The 16,830-nt window shown below is 41.6% G+C and carries 16 protein-coding genes; 9 read left to right on the forward strand and 7 right to left on the reverse strand.

All coding sequences use genetic code 11. From position 1 onward, the window contains the following. Positions 1-612: 612 nt before the first annotated feature. The 3 genes from tnpA to AAFP14_RS02850 all read right to left on the reverse strand — a co-directional run bounded on the left by tnpA (position 613) and on the right by AAFP14_RS02850 (position 5,322). The gene (tnpA, locus tag AAFP14_RS02840; protein ID WP_341730804.1) at positions 613-1,065 is read right to left on the reverse strand and encodes an IS200/IS605 family transposase; all 453 of its coding nucleotides are present in this window, start codon (positions 1,063-1,065) and stop codon (positions 613-615) included. Between the two features lie 511 nt (positions 1,066-1,576). Next, entirely contained in the window at positions 1,577-2,476 is a 900-nt protein-coding gene (locus AAFP14_RS02845; protein WP_341730805.1) for a helix-turn-helix transcriptional regulator, read from the reverse strand. Positions 2,477-2,667: 191 nt separating this feature from the next. Continuing rightward, complete coding sequence (locus AAFP14_RS02850; RefSeq protein ID WP_341730806.1) at positions 2,668-5,322, reverse strand: C39 family peptidase; 2,655 nt, start codon at positions 5,320-5,322, stop codon at positions 2,668-2,670. An 85-nt stretch (positions 5,323-5,407) separates the two neighbouring features. Between AAFP14_RS02850 and AAFP14_RS02855 the strand changes: the two genes are divergently transcribed. Continuing rightward, on the forward strand, positions 5,408-5,563 hold the full coding sequence (locus AAFP14_RS02855; protein ID WP_341730807.1) for a hypothetical protein: 156 nt from the start codon (positions 5,408-5,410) through the stop codon (positions 5,561-5,563). Between the two features lie 5 nt (positions 5,564-5,568). Here AAFP14_RS02855 and AAFP14_RS02860 read toward each other — a convergent pair whose 3' ends face one another. Next, positions 5,569-6,009: a peroxiredoxin gene (locus tag AAFP14_RS02860; protein ID WP_340523081.1), complete on the reverse strand. Its 441-nt coding sequence runs from the start codon at positions 6,007-6,009 to the stop codon at positions 5,569-5,571. A 303-nt stretch (positions 6,010-6,312) separates the two neighbouring features. After that, positions 6,313-7,803 (reverse strand): catalase, encoded by a 1,491-nt coding sequence (locus AAFP14_RS02865; RefSeq protein WP_341730808.1) that lies wholly within the window; start codon positions 7,801-7,803, stop codon positions 6,313-6,315. 188 nt (positions 7,804-7,991) lie between these two features. Here AAFP14_RS02865 and AAFP14_RS02870 point away from each other — a divergent pair, with 188 nt between their 5' ends. Then, positions 7,992-8,309: a DUF433 domain-containing protein gene (locus AAFP14_RS02870; RefSeq protein WP_341730809.1), complete on the forward strand. Its 318-nt coding sequence runs from the start codon at positions 7,992-7,994 to the stop codon at positions 8,307-8,309. After that, positions 8,302-8,634, forward strand: a complete 333-nt coding sequence (locus AAFP14_RS02875) for a DUF5615 family PIN-like protein (protein WP_341730810.1) — start codon at positions 8,302-8,304, stop codon at positions 8,632-8,634. Before AAFP14_RS02870 ends, AAFP14_RS02875 begins: the two co-directional genes overlap by 8 nt. Before the next feature lie 16 nt (positions 8,635-8,650). On the opposite strand, the gene AAFP14_RS02880 is transcribed toward AAFP14_RS02875, so the two are convergent. Beyond that, entirely contained in the window at positions 8,651-10,018 is a 1,368-nt protein-coding gene (locus AAFP14_RS02880; RefSeq protein WP_341730811.1) for a helix-turn-helix domain-containing protein, read from the reverse strand. A gap of 438 nt (positions 10,019-10,456) precedes the next feature. Here AAFP14_RS02880 and AAFP14_RS02885 point away from each other — a divergent pair, with 438 nt between their 5' ends. From AAFP14_RS02885 to AAFP14_RS02905, 5 genes are all read left to right on the forward strand, one after another. Beyond that, a complete protein-coding gene (locus AAFP14_RS02885; protein WP_340523073.1) occupies positions 10,457-11,128 on the forward strand; it encodes a vWA domain-containing protein in 672 nt (223 codons plus the stop codon). Positions 11,129-11,233: 105 nt separating this feature from the next. Beyond that, a complete protein-coding gene (locus tag AAFP14_RS02890; RefSeq protein ID WP_341730812.1) occupies positions 11,234-13,012 on the forward strand; it encodes a protein phosphatase 2C domain-containing protein in 1,779 nt (592 codons plus the stop codon). A gap of 24 nt (positions 13,013-13,036) precedes the next feature. Beyond that, a complete protein-coding gene (locus AAFP14_RS02895) occupies positions 13,037-14,020 on the forward strand; it encodes a protein kinase domain-containing protein (protein WP_341730813.1) in 984 nt (327 codons plus the stop codon). A 13-nt stretch (positions 14,021-14,033) separates the two neighbouring features. Next, positions 14,034-14,612 (forward strand): hypothetical protein, encoded by a 579-nt coding sequence (locus AAFP14_RS02900; protein ID WP_341730814.1) that lies wholly within the window; start codon positions 14,034-14,036, stop codon positions 14,610-14,612. 284 nt (positions 14,613-14,896) lie between these two features. After that, the gene (locus tag AAFP14_RS02905) at positions 14,897-15,307 is read left to right on the forward strand and encodes an Npun_F0494 family protein (protein ID WP_341730815.1); all 411 of its coding nucleotides are present in this window, start codon (positions 14,897-14,899) and stop codon (positions 15,305-15,307) included. 272 nt (positions 15,308-15,579) lie between these two features. Here the strand turns inward: AAFP14_RS02905 and AAFP14_RS02910 are convergent, their stop codons facing one another. Continuing rightward, entirely contained in the window at positions 15,580-15,921 is a 342-nt protein-coding gene (locus tag AAFP14_RS02910; protein WP_341730816.1) for a hypothetical protein, read from the reverse strand. A 91-nt stretch (positions 15,922-16,012) separates the two neighbouring features. On the opposite strand from AAFP14_RS02910, the gene AAFP14_RS02915 reads away from it, so the two are divergent. Beyond that, entirely contained in the window at positions 16,013-16,576 is a 564-nt protein-coding gene (locus tag AAFP14_RS02915) for a Uma2 family endonuclease (RefSeq protein ID WP_341730817.1), read from the forward strand. Positions 16,577-16,830 lie beyond the last annotated feature (254 nt).

Here is a 16,830-nt window from a genome sequence, read left to right on the forward strand (position 1 = left end):
CTTGTGGGTGAATGCGAAAACTTTTGAATGCGAAAGATTGTGGGTAAGTCCGATATTCCGCCAGGGGTTGAAAACCCCTGTCTCATAGCGCAAGTCCTCTGAAAGAGGACTAAGATCGATCGTAATTAAATTCGATTTCCCAGTCGGTTTCAACCGACTTTTGCTATGAGGCAGGGGTTTAAACCCCTGCCGGACTTGTGGGTGAATGCGAAAACTTTTGAATGCGAAAGATTGTGGGTAAGTCCGATATTCCGCCAGGGGTTGAAAACCCCTGTCTCATAGCGCAAGTCCTCTGAAAGAGGACTAAGATCGATCGTAATTAAATTCGATTTCCCAGTCGGTTTCAACCGACTTTTGCTATGAGGCAGGGGTTTAAACCCCTGCCGGACTTGTGGGTGAATGCGAAAACTTTTGAATGCGAAAGATTGTGGGTAAGTCCGATATTCCGCCAGGGGTTGAAAACCCCTGTCTCATAGCGCAAGTCCTCTGAAAGAGGACTAAGATCGATCGTAATTTAATTGGATTTGTCAGTCGGTTTTAACCGAATTTTGCTCTCTCGACGGGGAATTGATTCCCCGGCGGACTTGTGGGTGAATGCGAGAGTTTGATCTGTTAATTCTTTGGCCTCTTTGGATACCACCGGGTTGGGCGATCGTCTCGATCGGTGATTTGTTCTAAATGCGAATTTACAGTGTTTCGCAAATGATGTTGCTTTTGATTGATAACATAAGCGACTGCTTGTTCTATTTGTGTTTGTCCTAAAGAGAATACTCCATATCCTTCTTGCCAGCCAAATCTATTGGGATTTTGCAAAGTTTGATTGAGATAATGGCTGCTGCTTCCTTTAATATTTTTCACGAATTCAGCGATCGATTGTGTCGGAGGAATGGAAACTATTAAATGGATGTGATTTTCTGTGCCACCGATAGCGTGGACGATGCAATTGAGGGTATCAGCTTTGCCGATAATATAATTGTAAAGTTCTGTTTCTCTTTGTGGATGTATCAGAGGTTGCCTTTCTTTTGTTGCCCAAACTAAATGATAGTACAGCCGCCACATTGCCATAAATATGTTTCCGATTTTTATGTAATTTTTTTATTATTTTGCGGTTTTCTTGCTATGTTAGTTATTTTACCATATCGGTAGCTCGTTGGATAATTCAATTGGATTTACCAGTCGGTTTCAACCGACTTTCACTATGAGACGGGGAATTAATTCCCCGGCAGACTTGTGGGTGAATGCGAAAATTCTTGAATGCCAAAAAATTTGGGTGAATCCGAGAGTCCGCCAGGGGTTAAAAACCCCTGTCGAGAGAGCAAAAGTCCTCTCAAAGAGGACTGGTATCGATCGTAATTAAATTCGATTTCCCAGTCGGTTTCAACCGACTTTTGCTATGAGGCAGGGGTTTAAACCCCTGCCGGACTGGCGGACTGGCGGACTGCCAGACTGTCGGACTGTCGGACTGTCGGACTGCCGGACTGCCCGACTGGCGGACTGTCGGACTGCTGGACTGCCGGACTGCCAGACTGTCGGACTGCCGGACTGCCCGACTGGCGGACTGCGGGTGTTACCTTTATTAAAGTGAATCGCGATATTTCTTAGGAGTCACACCGACGATTTTGCAGAAAGTCTTGCTAAAATGACTTTGGTCGTGAAACCCGACTTGCTCCGAGATATAGGTTATTGATAAATCTCGCCTTTTCAACAACTGTTTGGCTTTTTCAATTCGGCACTGCGTGACGTATTGATGGGGCGTCACTCCAATTAATTGTTTGAACAAACGACTGAAATAATAAGGACTAATCTGCACTAAATTAGCAAGTTCAGCTAAGTGCAAATCTCGGTTTAGATAGTCATTAATGTAGTTAATAACAATCTGCAATTTTACAGGTTCCAAACCATTGTCAAAATCTCGCCGATGGGGTTTTTGTGCCGAATAGCGGTGCAGTATGTGCATTGAAAGCGCGTTTTTTAGTGTATCAACATAAAGAGTACCGTTTAATCCACCTGATTCTAGTTCAGTTTTCAGGGCCCAGCCAATTCCGTGAATCAACGGATCGCTGATTTTCCAGTGCGGTATAATTTCAATCAGATTGGAATTTGTCGATTCGTCTACTGTTTTGTCGAAGTCGGTAGGTTCAAGGGCGATCGCCATAAATTCAGGTTCTTCGACTGCACTTGACTGGAAATCAGTACCAGCAGCACCGATGAATATCTGTCCACTTTGCCACGGTTCGCTACCGTAGTGTTTTCCGTTCAGTATTCCTGTTACTGTTACTGAATTGAGTATCAGCCCAATGCTGTGCTGTTGGAAACAGTGTTCAGGACATTGGTGTGGTGGTGGCTGACGGTGATATTCGACGTGAATTCCCTCCCACTTTGCACCGTGACTCGACAGGATTGCGGGACGCGGAAGAATCAATTTCGTCGCGTCTGTCTGGGCAAAATCTAGAATTAACGGTTTCTCTGAGGACATAGCTTACACCTGCTACCGTAGTTGCCCTATCATATATTTATGAAACAGACAAAACGCATCTCAATACTTTTAGCTTTTAGCCAAGTTTCGATCGCCCTAAATCCTCATTAACAAGGGAGACTTTGAATACTCTTATCCACCCTTTTGTAGGGGCGGTGCCAAGAGTCCCCGCCCTCTCTCTCTCTGTTAAATTAGCGCGAGATAAAATGCGCCCAAATATTCCCATCGGGCCCGGCAACTTGATTCATATAATTGTAGGGATACATCAACTTTCTACCCTCAGTATCCCTATAACCAGTGAGTGCATCTCCCCACGGATCTTGCACGATATAACCCTCGGAATTGTAACCAATTAAGGTGATAATATGACCGGAAGCAGTAAAATCTCCGGCTAAAACCACTGGCCGCCGATTCAACAATTCCGATCGCAAATCAGCCCATTTCCGAGTCGTACTAAAACTCGTCTTGAACCCATAGGCTTTAATCAGCGCCGAAAGCACGTTATGATCCGTTTGTGAACCCTGGCCCGCATAATCAAAACACCACTGCAATAACTCATCCTCCAACTGTCCGCCCCACTTAGAACGAACGCCATAGTAATAAAGTACCATCGCGATCGCAGTTACATTGCAAGTAGACCAATCAAAACGGGGATTATCGCGCTGAGAAAAATAGGGCACATTCAATTCCACATTATTGGGAATTGGGTCGAAAACTTTATCGCCCCGCTTAAACTGAATAGAAGTAGGAACAACAAAACCTGTATTGCCAAAATTAGGCAGTTCTTCCGTCAAAGAAATCTTCAGGTGATTTCCTTCCAAACCGTAGCTTTCCACACCGTAAACTCGACCCAGAGGCAACGTAGTCCTTTCCGTAGCGCTCAATTGGTTAGCATCAACTGGTCGTTTTTTCAACACCGTTGGTTGCAACATCGTTACGGTCAAAGCATCGGGATCAAAGATAATTTCTTTATTTAATTTTTTAATTTGAACGTGACGCCAATAGATAAATCCTACATTCCCAAAATCAGGAATAGATTCGGCAAGAGTTACCCGGAAATGACCCAAAATGCAGGCATAGCCAGTAATGGCATAGGTACTGCCTAAAATTAGGTCAGCCACCTGATTTGCTGGGAGTTTAAGTGAATCTTCCGGTGCACCTTTAATCTGGGTGGTTTGAGTTACCAAAAGTTGAGCGCTGATGTTAGTATTGGGTACATCAGCTAGGTCAAATTTCAGAATTTTTGTACCTTTGGCTAGCTGAACGTCTGGTTCATAAAAATAGCCAAAAGTGCCGATCGGTGTAATTGCCGCATCCAAAACTACCTTGAGATGGCCATCAATAAATCCGTACTTGTTAACAATCAAAGTTTGACCTGCTTTGACCAGAACTTTTTGCTGATTGTTTAGTCGGGAAGAGTCCACTGGAGCTACTTTAAATAAAGTATCAGAAACTATCTTTAAAGTCAAATCTTTGCCGACAGTTAAGGGGTCAGAACTTACGGTAATATAAATGATTTGACTGCCAGTAACGTTGCCTTTGCTATCAGTGGCTCGCAGTCGCAGCCAACGAGCTCCAGGGGTACTAAATCCTTTGGCTAAATTTACTTGCCAAGTGCCTGCTGTTTGGTTTAGTGTTACCTTTAGTGGCAGTTTATCCTCGGCTATGACTTCAACTTTGACTGCTTCTTGTTTGTCAAAAGTACCTGAAAGTGCGATCGCCTGATTCAGCAACACTTCCGTCGGACCTTGATAAGTTAAATTTGGTGCCGGATTGAAAGATTTGCCACCGCGGGCAAATTGTACAAAATCGGGAAAAATAAAACCGGTATTACCAAAGGGCGGTAAATTTTCGGTAAGGGAGACTTTAATGTGGCCTTGTTCGATGGAGAATCCGCTAATTCCGTAAATGATTCCCGCTGGTAAAGTAATTTTTTCCTGTGGTTGCAGAGTCGCTGCATTCGCTGGTCGCTTTTTAAACACAGTAGTTTTGAGAACAGTCATGGTGACAGCATTTGTGTCAAAGGGAATACCTCGACCGTTTTGCAAAATTTGGACGTGCTGCGAGTACAGAAAACCGGAAGTTCCCAAGTTTGGTATGGGGCGATCGAAGGTGACTCGAAAATGATTTTCCATGCAAGCATAGCCGAGGATATTGAAGGTTTCTCCCTGGCTGAGATCTACTTTTTGATTGGAGGATAAGGTAGCAGAATCGGCGGGGCTGAGCTTCAATTTGCTTTTTTTGACTACCCAAAGTAACTGCATTCCCGGTGGGGGTGTCGGTAAGTCAGTGCGATCGAATCTGAGAACTTTTGCACCTTTGGTGAGCAAAACGTGTTCTTCATAGAAATAGCCAGATTTTCCTACCGGAGAAATGGGATTATTTAGTTCTACTCTCAGGTGTCTATCGTCTAATTCATAATCTGCTAGCAGATAGGTTTGACCCGCGATTGTGTCGGCTTTTTGTTGGTCATTGAGACTGGCTGATGCGACTGTTCCCGCTTTAAATTTGGTATTTTGGAGGACAACTAACATCAATAAGGGAAGGGCGGAGTGAGTAGCAGGATTGACTTTGATATTAAATGTTTGTTCGCCGATAACTTTGCCTGTTTTATCAGTTGCTTTTACTTGCAATGTGCGAATTCCAGGGTTGTCGAAGCCTTTGGCTAAACCAATACTCCAAGTACCTGTAGATAAATTTATTTCTACATTCAGGGCATTTGTGCCTTCGGTTGCTGAAATCCCAGCCACTCGATTTTTGTCAAAAATACCCACTAGGGCTGCGGCTCGATTCGCCTCAATTTCTTGAGGGCCTAAGTAGGTCAAAATACTGGTACTGTTTGTCATCTCAATCTCTGTTAGCTAGGTTTGCTGTTAAATCTGGCTGTTAATTTAAAATTTGCACAAATTTGGTAATTGTTCAGCTATCACAATGATAAATTCTGATTTTATCAAACATAACTGCTCGATCGCAAACAAAACCGCCCCTAGATTCAGTCTCAGGGCGGTAAGTGCCTTTAAGTTCGATCGGCTAAACTATGGTGAGGAGAATATTCACCTGTCGATCGACATGATTAATTTTACTTAACCTAACTACACAATTGTTACCAGAATATCTTGAGCGTGAGTGTCAACTTTCATGGTTTCTCCTTCAAAAACTTGAATGATTTTGCCCGTACCATCGATGACAAAGGTGACGCGCTTGGCATAATCACCTTTTTCGACATCGTAGGCTTTGGTAATCGCGCCATCCACATCTGCTAATAGCTGGAAAGGCAAACAATATTTTTCTGTGAACTTCTGGTGAGATTCCTCGTTATCGCGACTGACACCGAGAACTACAATATCTTTGTCTTTGTATTCTTCATAGGCTGCTTTGAAGCTTTGGGCTTGTCTGGTACAGCCGGGGGTGTCGTCTTTGGGGTAGAAATACAATATGACGGTTTTACCGGCGAATTCGGAGAGGGATACTGTTTTGCCATTGGTATCTTTGGCGGTAAATTGAGGGGCAGCGCATCCAACTGGTAAAGTCATAGTTTTTGTTTGCCTTGTTTGGTTTTTATTGCAGTTCCTCAACTTATTTTAGTTGGTTGTGTGCTTTTGTAATAGGCTTTTGTTGAAAATTGCGATCGCCTCTAAGATAAATTCCGGTTGCACCGGAATAATATAGAGGATACGGCAGTGCCCATTGGTGTCAAATTAAGGTTCATTCCACAGTCCGACAGGGGTTTAAACCCCTGCCTCAAAGCTAAAGTCCTCTCAAGAGGACTAATGAGTTCTTCAGTCCTCTTTGAGAGGACTGTCTTCTATTAGACAGGGAATTCATTCCCTGGCGGACTACACGCCCACCGGTTGAGCCGCAGCGGGCATCATCGATGGATCGAGCTTAATTCCTAAACCTTCTGCCACTTGGCGGCCATAATTCGGATCGGCGCGGAAGAAATGGCACAGTTGGCGCATCTGAATCTCCGGTTTTGCTCCACCCAAACTTTCCACAATATTAGCGACAAGCCGCTGCTGTGCATCGGGTTTCATCAAGCGATAGAGGTCTCCTGCTTGAGTGTAGTCGTCATTGCCTTTACGATGATCGTAGCGATCGACTTTGACATTTCCTAAGTCCCAAGCTGGGTCAGCATAGACACAGTTTTGCTTGGGCGTATCCTCATGGCTGTTAGGTTCGTAGTTCGGCCCGCTACCACCGTTGTTACCCAATGCCATTGCGCCATCCCGCTGGTAGTGCATCACCGGACATTTTGGTTGATTGACCGGCAATTGCTGATAGTTTGCACCGAGACGGTAGCGTTGAGCATCTGCATAGGACATGATGCGAGATTGCAGCACTTTATCTGGAGAGAAGCTAATTCCTGGAACCACATTAGAAGGAGAAAACGCCGCCTGTTCTACTTCTGCAAAAAAGTTTTGGGGATTGCGATTGAGTTCGAGAATTCCCACATCAATTAAGGGAAACTCTGAGTGCTTCCAAACTTTTGTCAAGTCAAAGGGGTTTTCGCGATATTCTGCCGCCTGGGCTTCAGTCATTACTTGAATGCAAAAGCGCCACTTGGGATAATTACCTTGCTCGATCGCTTCAAACAAATCGCGAGTGGAATGATCGGGATCTTCGCCTTTGATCCGCATTGCTTCTTGGGCGGTCAAATTTTCAATACCTTGCATGGTTTTGAAGTGGAATTTGCACCAAACTCGTTCTCCTTGCGCATTAATGAGGCTGAACGTATGGCTGCCAAAACCGTCCATGTGGCGGTGGTTTTTCGGCGTACCGCGATCGGAAAACAAAATTGTCACCTGATGCAGAGATTCTGGACTTAAAGACCAGAAATCCCACTTGGCGTTAGGATCTTTGAGATGGGTTTGGGGATGGCGCTTTTGGGTGTGGATAAAATCAGGGAATTTAATTGGATCGCGGATGAAGAAAACAGGGGTGTTGTTACCAACTAAATCCCAGTTACCTTCTTCGGTGTAAAATTTGAGCGAAAAGCCTCTGGGGTCACGTTCGGCATCTGCTGAACCTTGTTCGCCGCCTACGGTAGAGAAGCGGAGGAGAACCTGAGTTTGTTTACCAATTTCTGAGAATACCTGAGCTTTGCTATAGCGAGTAATGTCATGGGTGATGGTCAACGTGCCAAATGCAGCGGCTCCTTTAGCATGGACAACGCGCTCTGGAATGCGTTCTCGGTTGAAGTGAGCCAGTTTCTCCATCAGGTGAAAATCCTGCATGAGGATGGGCCCGCGTTCACCGGCAGTCAGGGAGTTCTGGTTATCTGCAACGGGAATCCCGTCCGCCGTTGTCAATGTTTTGTGTTCTGTCATGGTTGGTAAGTCGATTGCTCTATCCTCAGTGTTCCATAGGTTTCTGGGAGGGGGGTCTATCTGCGGAGGTAGTTATCAAATGGGCGATAGTGTGTTATATTATGAGTGTGTTTTGAAAATTTGCTGAGTCAATTAAAACTAATAACCTGTCCTAAAATAGAAGAGACATCCTATATTAATTCCCTACCATGTCGATCGCCGTCATTAAAGAACATATCGAAATCACCCCAGGAATTTGTGGGGGAAAACCCCGTATCGCCGGACATCGCATCCGAGTTCAGGATATAGTTGTTTGGCACGAACAAATGGGAATGTCACCAGATGAAATTCTGTATCACTATCCGAGTATTACTTTATCTGATATCTATGCAGCTTTAGCCTATTATCACGATCGTCGAGATGAAATTCGTTCTGCGATCGAAGCAGATGCAGAATTTGCGCGCCAATTGAAAGCTCAAAACCCATCGCTATTGCAACAAAAATTAAAAAGTCGTCAACATGGCTAAGATAAAATTCCATCTCGACGAAAATATAACTCTTGCCATAGGGAATGGATTGCGAAGACGTGGAATTGATGTCACCACAACTCCAGAACAAGGAATGATCGGGCAATCCGACGAACAACAATTAGCATTTTCGCTGTCTCAAGAACGGGTAATTTTTACTCAAGATACAGATTTTTTAAGACTGCATCATGCGGGTTTGTCTCACGCGGGTATTGTTTACTGTCCGCAAACCAGTAAATCGATTGGGGAAATTTTGCAAGGATTAGTATTAATTTGGGAGGTACTGAATGCTGAAGAAATGAACGGTCGTTGGGAGTATTTGTAAAAATAGGCGATCGTAATTAATTTTGACAACAAGTTCTCACATATTCTCGAACAACAAGAGATAAATCAAACAATACTTTATTTCCTTCTATTCTTTGGAGTAAATAACGTTGACCCAACGATCGCAACCCATTCATCAAGTCCATTGATGACAGAGATAAACTTTGTCTTAAATCTTCCCTTGACACAGGTAAGTCAAATTTACTTAATTGTAAAAGAATCTCTTGTTCTGTGGGTGATAGCCGTTTGAATAATTCAGTCAACCTAGATTTCATATCTTTAGTGACAATTAAACTGTCTTCTTGTAAAAAATCAGCAACTTTGCCACCAAAAATACTTTTAATTAAACTGGCAATATCTTTTAAATCAACGAAATTTCCTCCGTACATATCGCTAAACTCCGCCCAGGCTTCATCATCTTTTAGTCCCCATTTTTTGAAGATTTCTGTATTGTCTAATCCTTGTAAATCTAAGCACTTAATAGGATATAAATCCTCATCCAGACTAATCATTTCTTGACATTGTTCCTGACTTATTAAAATCAAGCTACTTTGATGTTCTAGATTTGTCATCATTTTCAATAAATTTTGGAAATTTTTAGATTCCGTTTTGAACTCTCCTGCCAATTCTCCCTTAATAAATAATTCTTGGAAATCATCAAGGACGATTAAACATCTTTGCTGACGTAAAAGATTGAAAAACTGAGTTAACTTATTATCAGTTTGAAGAGAATCGCGATCGACACCTATGATAATTTCATTAATAATGCCATCTAAAGATTGAGATAGTTTGAGGTTTTTCCAGATTACTACCTCAAAATGTGCTAAATTTAGGTCAACAAACTGTTTGACTAGGGTGGTTTTGCCAATTCCACTTAATCCTAAAACTGAGACTAGATGAAGATTTTGGTCGATTAACCAGTGGGAGAGGGTTTGAAGTTCGGTTGTGCGATCGTAAAAAATGGTGATTTTAGGGGCTAGGCTTAAATCACGATACAGAGATTTAGATTGATTTTCAGTTATATTCTCTTGATTGTCTTTATTTGTATTATATAAAAATTCTCGATTAAAATTAAAATTGTAATTGCTACCGTTTACATGACAAATATTTTGATTTTGAGATGATTGTATATGCAGTCTTTGGAAGGTAGAGCGAAAATTGTACTTATTAATATCTTCACCTAACTGTTCAGATAAAATTTGCCATAGCTGACGCCCAACATTTCTAACACGACTTTCGCTGCGGTTACATTCATCAGCAATTTCATCATAGGTTTTTCCCTGATAAACCCCTGTAATTACGGATTTTTGCACATCATCCAAGTGTTTTCCTGTGTTAGTGAAAATCAACCTATCGGCACATTGTAAAACCTCTGTAACATTCATAAAATGTATCCACAGTAAATTTATGACAATTATAGTATATTTTAAGACATTTAATTGATTTTTGTTAATTTTAGTTTGATTTTTATAAAAAAACACAAGATAAAATAAGACATTTTAAGCTTGTGTTCGTTTATCAAAGTATGTATAGTGATTTTTATGATTTTGTTTTGAACAAGGCACTTCAGTATGTCAATGCCCCAAGAAATGACTGATGCTAATCTTAGATCGATTCCATCCGGTTTATCTGGCATTTATGCAATATACCATGATTTTGATGGAGAAATTGATACTGCTTATGTAGGAAGAGCCAAAGGGACACCCGGAAGTTGTATTAAGACAAGACTGCAAAAACATTTTAAGTGAATTAAAAATCTTCTTAAAATTCATCTCGATCAGACAGAGTTCAACACAAGTTAGTGACAATAGAGGTAAAAGTTTATGAGTGATGGTCAAAGTGTTAAGTATGCAGTGGACTTGGTGATGTGTATTGATGGCACAGGTTCAATGGGTCATTTAATTGAAGAAGTGAAGTCAGCCGCTCTCAAGTTTTACGAGCAGCTAGAAGCTAAGATGAAAGAAAAAAGTAAAAAAATAGATCAACTGAGAGCTAGGGTAATTGTATTTCGGGATTATTGGGCCGATCCAGCCGATAAAGTGATGCAATGTTCTGAGTTTTTTGACTTGCGATCGCAGTCCTCCGATTTTGCTAATTTTGTCTCTCCAATTAAAGCTGACGGTGGCGGTGACGAACCGGAAAATGGCTTAGAAGCAGTGGGGTTAGCACTTAAGTCAAAGTGGGAAAAAGGAGACTTTAGCAAGCAACGATATGTGGTCGTTGTTTACACCGATGCTAGCGCTCATAGTTTAGACAAAGGCCCTAAACCCAGTCACTATCCTAATGATATACCAAAAAGCTTTGATGATTTGACGGATTACTGGCACGATATACCAACATCAGCCAAGCGTTTATTACTGTTTGCACCTGATGCTGAACCCTGGACAATGATGAGTAGCTGGGAAAATACGATTCATTATGTTTCGGAAGCAGGTAATGGATTAGAAGAACTAGAAATAGATCAAATTTTAGAAGCGATATCGGGGAGCATATAAGCCGGTTTGTTAATGAGCTATCTAAGTTAACTTAATTACCCACAGATGTATTAAGTTAACTTTTTACATAACCTACAATTTTAAATAAAAGATTCAATTATGGCTATGACTAAATTTAATTTAGTAGTAAATATAGAAGTTGCTGAAGGCAAAGGCGAAGATGCCAACCTAGCTGAAGATTTTGGACAAACTTTCTTGATGGGCGTGTTTGACGGATTAGGAGGCCGATCGGCTGGTTACGGTGGTAAAACAGGGGGACGTATTGCCTCAGAAGAATCATCTCAAATCAGCAAAACATTCTTCAAACAATGGCACGGTGAAATAAAGCCAGAAAATGTCATTCAATTACAACAAGAAATTTGCCGATCGCTGAAAATTAAAGCAGATATCGAGATGCAGCCGAAAACTTCATCTCGGCTAAAAGGTTCTTTAGTGGAACATAAACTTTGTACAACGATTGCCCTTGCTAGCATTCCCAAGCAAAAAGGGCAAGAAAGGATTTTTGAAGCTAACTTGGCTTGGATGGGAGATTCACGAATTTATTTTCTCAGTCCAACTAAAGGTTTACAACAACTGACCAAAGATGACTTAGTAACTCCCAAAGATGCCTTAGAAATGTTGAGACAAGATCCACCCATGTCTCAATATTTAACCGCCCATATAAATCCGACATGGCAAATTCATTTTCAGCATTATGATATTAAAGAACCTGGCTGTTTTTTAGCTTGTACTGACGGCTGTTTCCAGTATTTTTCTGCTCCTTGGGAATTTGAAAAATTGTTGCTAGAGATGCTCTCTAAGTCAGAAGGGGATACAATGGAAAAAAATACTTGGCAACAATTAATTAAACAAAGATACACAGAGATTAAGCAAGATGATGTTTCTTTAATTCTCTATCCAGTAGGATTTAACGGGATCAAGCACTTAAAGAGTTCTTATCAAGAGCGTTTGCAGTATCTACAAGAAAACTTTATTTCTCCTACGGCTAATACTCGCTATGAGGATTTACAAAACCTGTGGGAAAAGTATAAAATTGATTATGAATATTATTTGCCATTCATTCAGGATATTCAGCCAACCGCTAATTCTCAACCGCCAGTGTCAGAAGCGAAACCCTCCCCAGCCAGTTCAACCAGTTCAAGTTTGAGTACAACTGACCCCTTCAAAAAAATTACTAATTTATCTAAACATAAAGCAACAGCTAATGCTGAAAAAATTAAAAGTTTGCTGGATCGGGCTAAGTGTTGTTATGACAACAATCAACTAAAAGAAGCTCAAGATTGGTGTAATCAAGTTTTGGAGATTGATCCTCATCACAGTGAATGTAAATATATTTTAGGATTGATTTACACTAAATTAGCTTTCTTTGAAACAGATTTTGTTCCAAAACAAAACTTATTACAAAAGGCCGCTTTCTGCTTGGAAGAAGTAGTTAGCAAAAATAATGGAGAAGAAATTATAGAATCGTCCCGAAATCTAGGTTTTATTTACTATCATTTAAACCAATGGGACAATGCCGTTTTCTTTTATCAACAATTTTTTAATAGTCCGGGTGCGGAAAATCGCGACTACTGGGAAGAACACTTAGATGCGTTCGTTACCTCCCTGAAATCAATAGGCAATAAAAATAAAGCAGCCAATGCAGCTATTCAGTTTTGTCTGCGTCTAGTTAATAGCAATAGCATTTTACCCTACGGAAAAAAGGCTTCGCTTTATTACTTTATGGCAGTTTTGCAAGAAATAGAAGGAGAATTAAACGCCGCATTGAATAGCCTTAAAACAATATTAACATCGTCTTCAGAAGTTAATATTGAACTTAGAGCAAAAGCTCAAAAAAAGTATCAAGAAATTCAGAATAAATTAAAACATAGGGGGTTTTATTAAACTATGTCTTACAAAGAAGGTGATGTGATTACTGACAAATATCTAGTAACCCGTGACTTTGATAGTGCTAACGGGGGTCAATGCCAATGGGGTTTTGCTCTGAATATACACGATGGAAACGAATATTTTGTTAAAAAATTCCTCAGTCCAGTTTATCCAGGTGAAGATGCACCAGGAAGCGAAAAAGGAAAACAAAAGCGGCGCGATCAGTGTGAAGAATTTGCGAGAAAACAGCTAGCTATTCAAACAGCACTATCTGCTTGTGGTGCAGGGGGATCGGTAGTAGTGATGGTGGACTTTTTTAAGTACGGTGATGATTATGGCGAACATTTCTTCAAAGTCTGCCAAAAAGTCGATACCAGTTCCTTATCAAAGGAAATACATAAACTAGAGCAAAAAAAGCGTTTATTTGTGATGCTAACAGCAGCAGGTGCGCTGAAAATTTTACACTCCAATGGCATTGTCCATCTTGACTTGAAACCAGATAATGTGCTGATTCAAGAATGGGAAGGAAGGCAAGTTGCTAAAATTATTGATTTTGATAGTAGTATTCTTGAAGGAGAATTGATCGCGGCGGAATTTTTAGTCGGCGATCCAGTATATTATTCCCCAGAATTTGCCAAACATATCGCCACAGCAGGAAAGACACCCGCACCCACTAAAAAATCTGATATTTTTTCCCTGGGTTTAATTTTCAGTCAATATTGGACAGGTGATCGTCCGATGTTATCAGAAAAGTATACTTATGCTCACGAAGCTATTCTGGATCGAAAAAAACTGGAATTACCGTCGATTAAAAATACAACTAAATTGCGCGGTACTCTCATTCGAGAAGATCCACTAGATACCGAAGTGCGTAAACTAATAGGAGAGATGTTAGCTTTAAACCATGAAGAAAGACCTGATATTAATCAAGTTCATCAAAGAATAAAGTATTATTATAATAATGGTGTTCCACCCAAAGATGGTAGAAATAAGCTAAGCATCAATCTGAAGCCCAAATTATGAAATTTTTGATTTTATGAAAAAAACTTACCAGTGTAAAGGTTGTGGGAATGAAGTTGTTTCACTGATGAAGCCTTCAGAGTGTCAGGTTTGTACAGGACGAGAATGGACGAGATTAGCTACGAGTAAACCGATTGATTCAGGAGATGAAACTATGGCTATTGATAAAGATTTATTTTCTTCCTTTAAATTTAGATCTACAATCGAGGGTTATTGCCGAGATATTGGCTGGAAGATTTCTAGTATTGATAATCAAATAGCTGTAATTAAGTTTGATATGGAATCGGGAAGTACACAAACTTTATTTATTGTCAAGTACGATTCAACTCTTGAGTTTTCTTGTCCGAGTGGCTTGAAATTTGACGACATCGATGACATACCACATAATCTGTCTACGTTTCTTCTTGGCAAAAATGCTGAATATAAACTCGGTTTTTGGGCTTTGCAAAAAATAGGAGAAAAACAGACATTCTCAATTATTCATAATGCAGAGATGAGCTTAATAGATGTTAATTATTTCAGGAAGATACTAATTATTTTGGTAGAAAAATGTGATGAGTTTGAACAAAACATTGAAACATTAATCAATAGTTAATAGTTAGAGTTTATGGAAATGACTTGCTTTTTTGGATGTGGGTGTTGAATGTAGAACGATCGCCCCTGCCCAACACCCACCACTTCAACGGCTCTTTTGTGGATGTATTTTTCAGAACCAGGACTTACGCATGGGGGCCAAAAACCCGGTTTCCCCGTCAATATTTATCGAAAAAGCGACGATTTTTGGAAGAAACCGGGTTTTTTGTGTAAGCCCTAAGAACTATACCCTCCTGACTCTAAATAGGTGATGATAAGAATAGTACCTATTCAAAAGTTCTCTCAATGACTTTTATCCCATCCGAAGCGTTTAAATCTATTAGTTATCCCGATCGCACTGTAGAAAGGGCCGATCGCGCGATCCGGTGCAGCCCATTTCAATTACACTTCTTCCAGACCATCCGCGATAACAGCGTTTTCCTAACTGCGATCGCCTCAAATTCCGGTGTCGAACGCGGCTACACCCGATCGCCCGTAGCCGAACTCACAGCCGAAAACTCCCTGCTGTGGCTGATCCAAGTCGGCGTACTGCGGCGAGAAGTAGATGGACAAGGGATTACCGACAGTTTTCGCCTCACGCCCCTAGGCCGCCAACTCGTGGAAAAATGGGAACAGGAAGGAAATAAAGTGCCGGATGCTTCATTGTGCGATCGTATTGGAAATACCTTTAGCCGCGGGTTGGGACTATTTCTATGAGCTTTTCTTGCTTGCCACAGTCTGACAGATAGTCCGACAGTCCGACAATCCGACAATCCGACAGTCCGACAGTCCGACAGGGAATGAATTCCCTGTCTCATAGCGAAAGTCGGTTAAAACCGACTGCAAGTCTAAATTCAACTTGATATTGAGTTTCGCATAAAACCGACTGCAAGTCTAAATTCAACTTGATATTGAGTTTCGCATAAAATCGACTGCAAGTCTAAATTCAACTTGATGTTGAGTTTGCCATTTCACGTAAATCAACCTCCTCAGTCCTCTTTCAGAGGACTTGCGCTATGAGACAGGGATTTCAATCCCTGTCGGACTGTCGGACTGTCGGACTGTCGGACTGTCGGACTGTCGGACTGTCGGACTGTTGGACTGTCGGACTGTTGGACTGTCGGACTGTCGGACTGTCGGACTGTTGGACTCTGGGACTGTTGGACTGTCGGACTGTCGGACTGTCGGACTGTTGGACTCTGGGACTGTTGGACTGTCGGACTGTTGGACTCTGGGACTGTCGGACTGTCGGACTGTTGGACTGTCGGACTGTCGGATTGTCGGACTGTCGGACTCGCCGTCAAACGAGTTCTACCCCTTAAAACCGTCAAGGGAAGGACGGGGTTTGAGACCCATTTTCTTGATCAATTAAATGCACGATCGCTTAACTAATACAAATTAAACTTAAATCAAATTAAAACAATGGTTCAAACCCCGACTAAACCTTTGACTCTCGATGAATTTCTCCAACTACCGGAAACCAAACCCGCCAGCGAATTCATCGACGGTCAAATTATCCAAAAACCTATGCCCCAAGGAAAACACAGCACAATTCAAAGCGATTTGGGTACTGACATTAACCGGGTACTCAAACCCCAACGCATCGCCCGCGCCTATCCAGAATTACGGTGCACCTTTGGCGGTCGATCGACTGTGCCCGATGTTACAGTGTTTACTTGGGAACGGATTCCCCGCGACGACAACGGCGAAGTCGCCAACACCTTCGCCATCCCCCCAGACTGGACGATCGAAATTCTTTCCCCAGACCAAAGCCAAACCAAAGTTGTCCGCAATATCCTGCACTGTCTAGCCCACGGAACCCAGATGGGCTGGTTGATTGACCCGGAAGAGAAATTAGTCTTTGTCTATTTTGCCGATCGCACCATAGCATTTTTTGAAGCACCGGGCGATCGCCTCCCCGTTCCACCTTTCGCCGAATCCTTGAATCTGACTGTTGGTGAAATGTTCAGTTGGTTGAGTCGGTAGCGTAACCTCAATTTATGAATGATTTTTTTTTAACCACAGAGGGCGCAGAGGGCGCAGAGGTAGAGAAGAGAGAGCTCTCTACGGATTTGCTTTGAGCGAATGTGCGGTCGATCGCCTATACTGGAATATCTAACTGTCAGCTCTTCAAGCACGAGAGAGGACTAAAGTCCTGACTACAAACTAATTATGATTATTTAACCGGACTTGATAAGTAAGTCCATTTAACTAAAATTAAAATATCGATGGCTAAAAAA

The organism is Microcoleus sp. EPA2 (genome assembly GCA_020882975.1).
In the GTDB taxonomy this organism is placed as follows: domain Bacteria; phylum Cyanobacteriota; class Cyanobacteriia; order Cyanobacteriales; family Microcoleaceae; genus Microcoleus.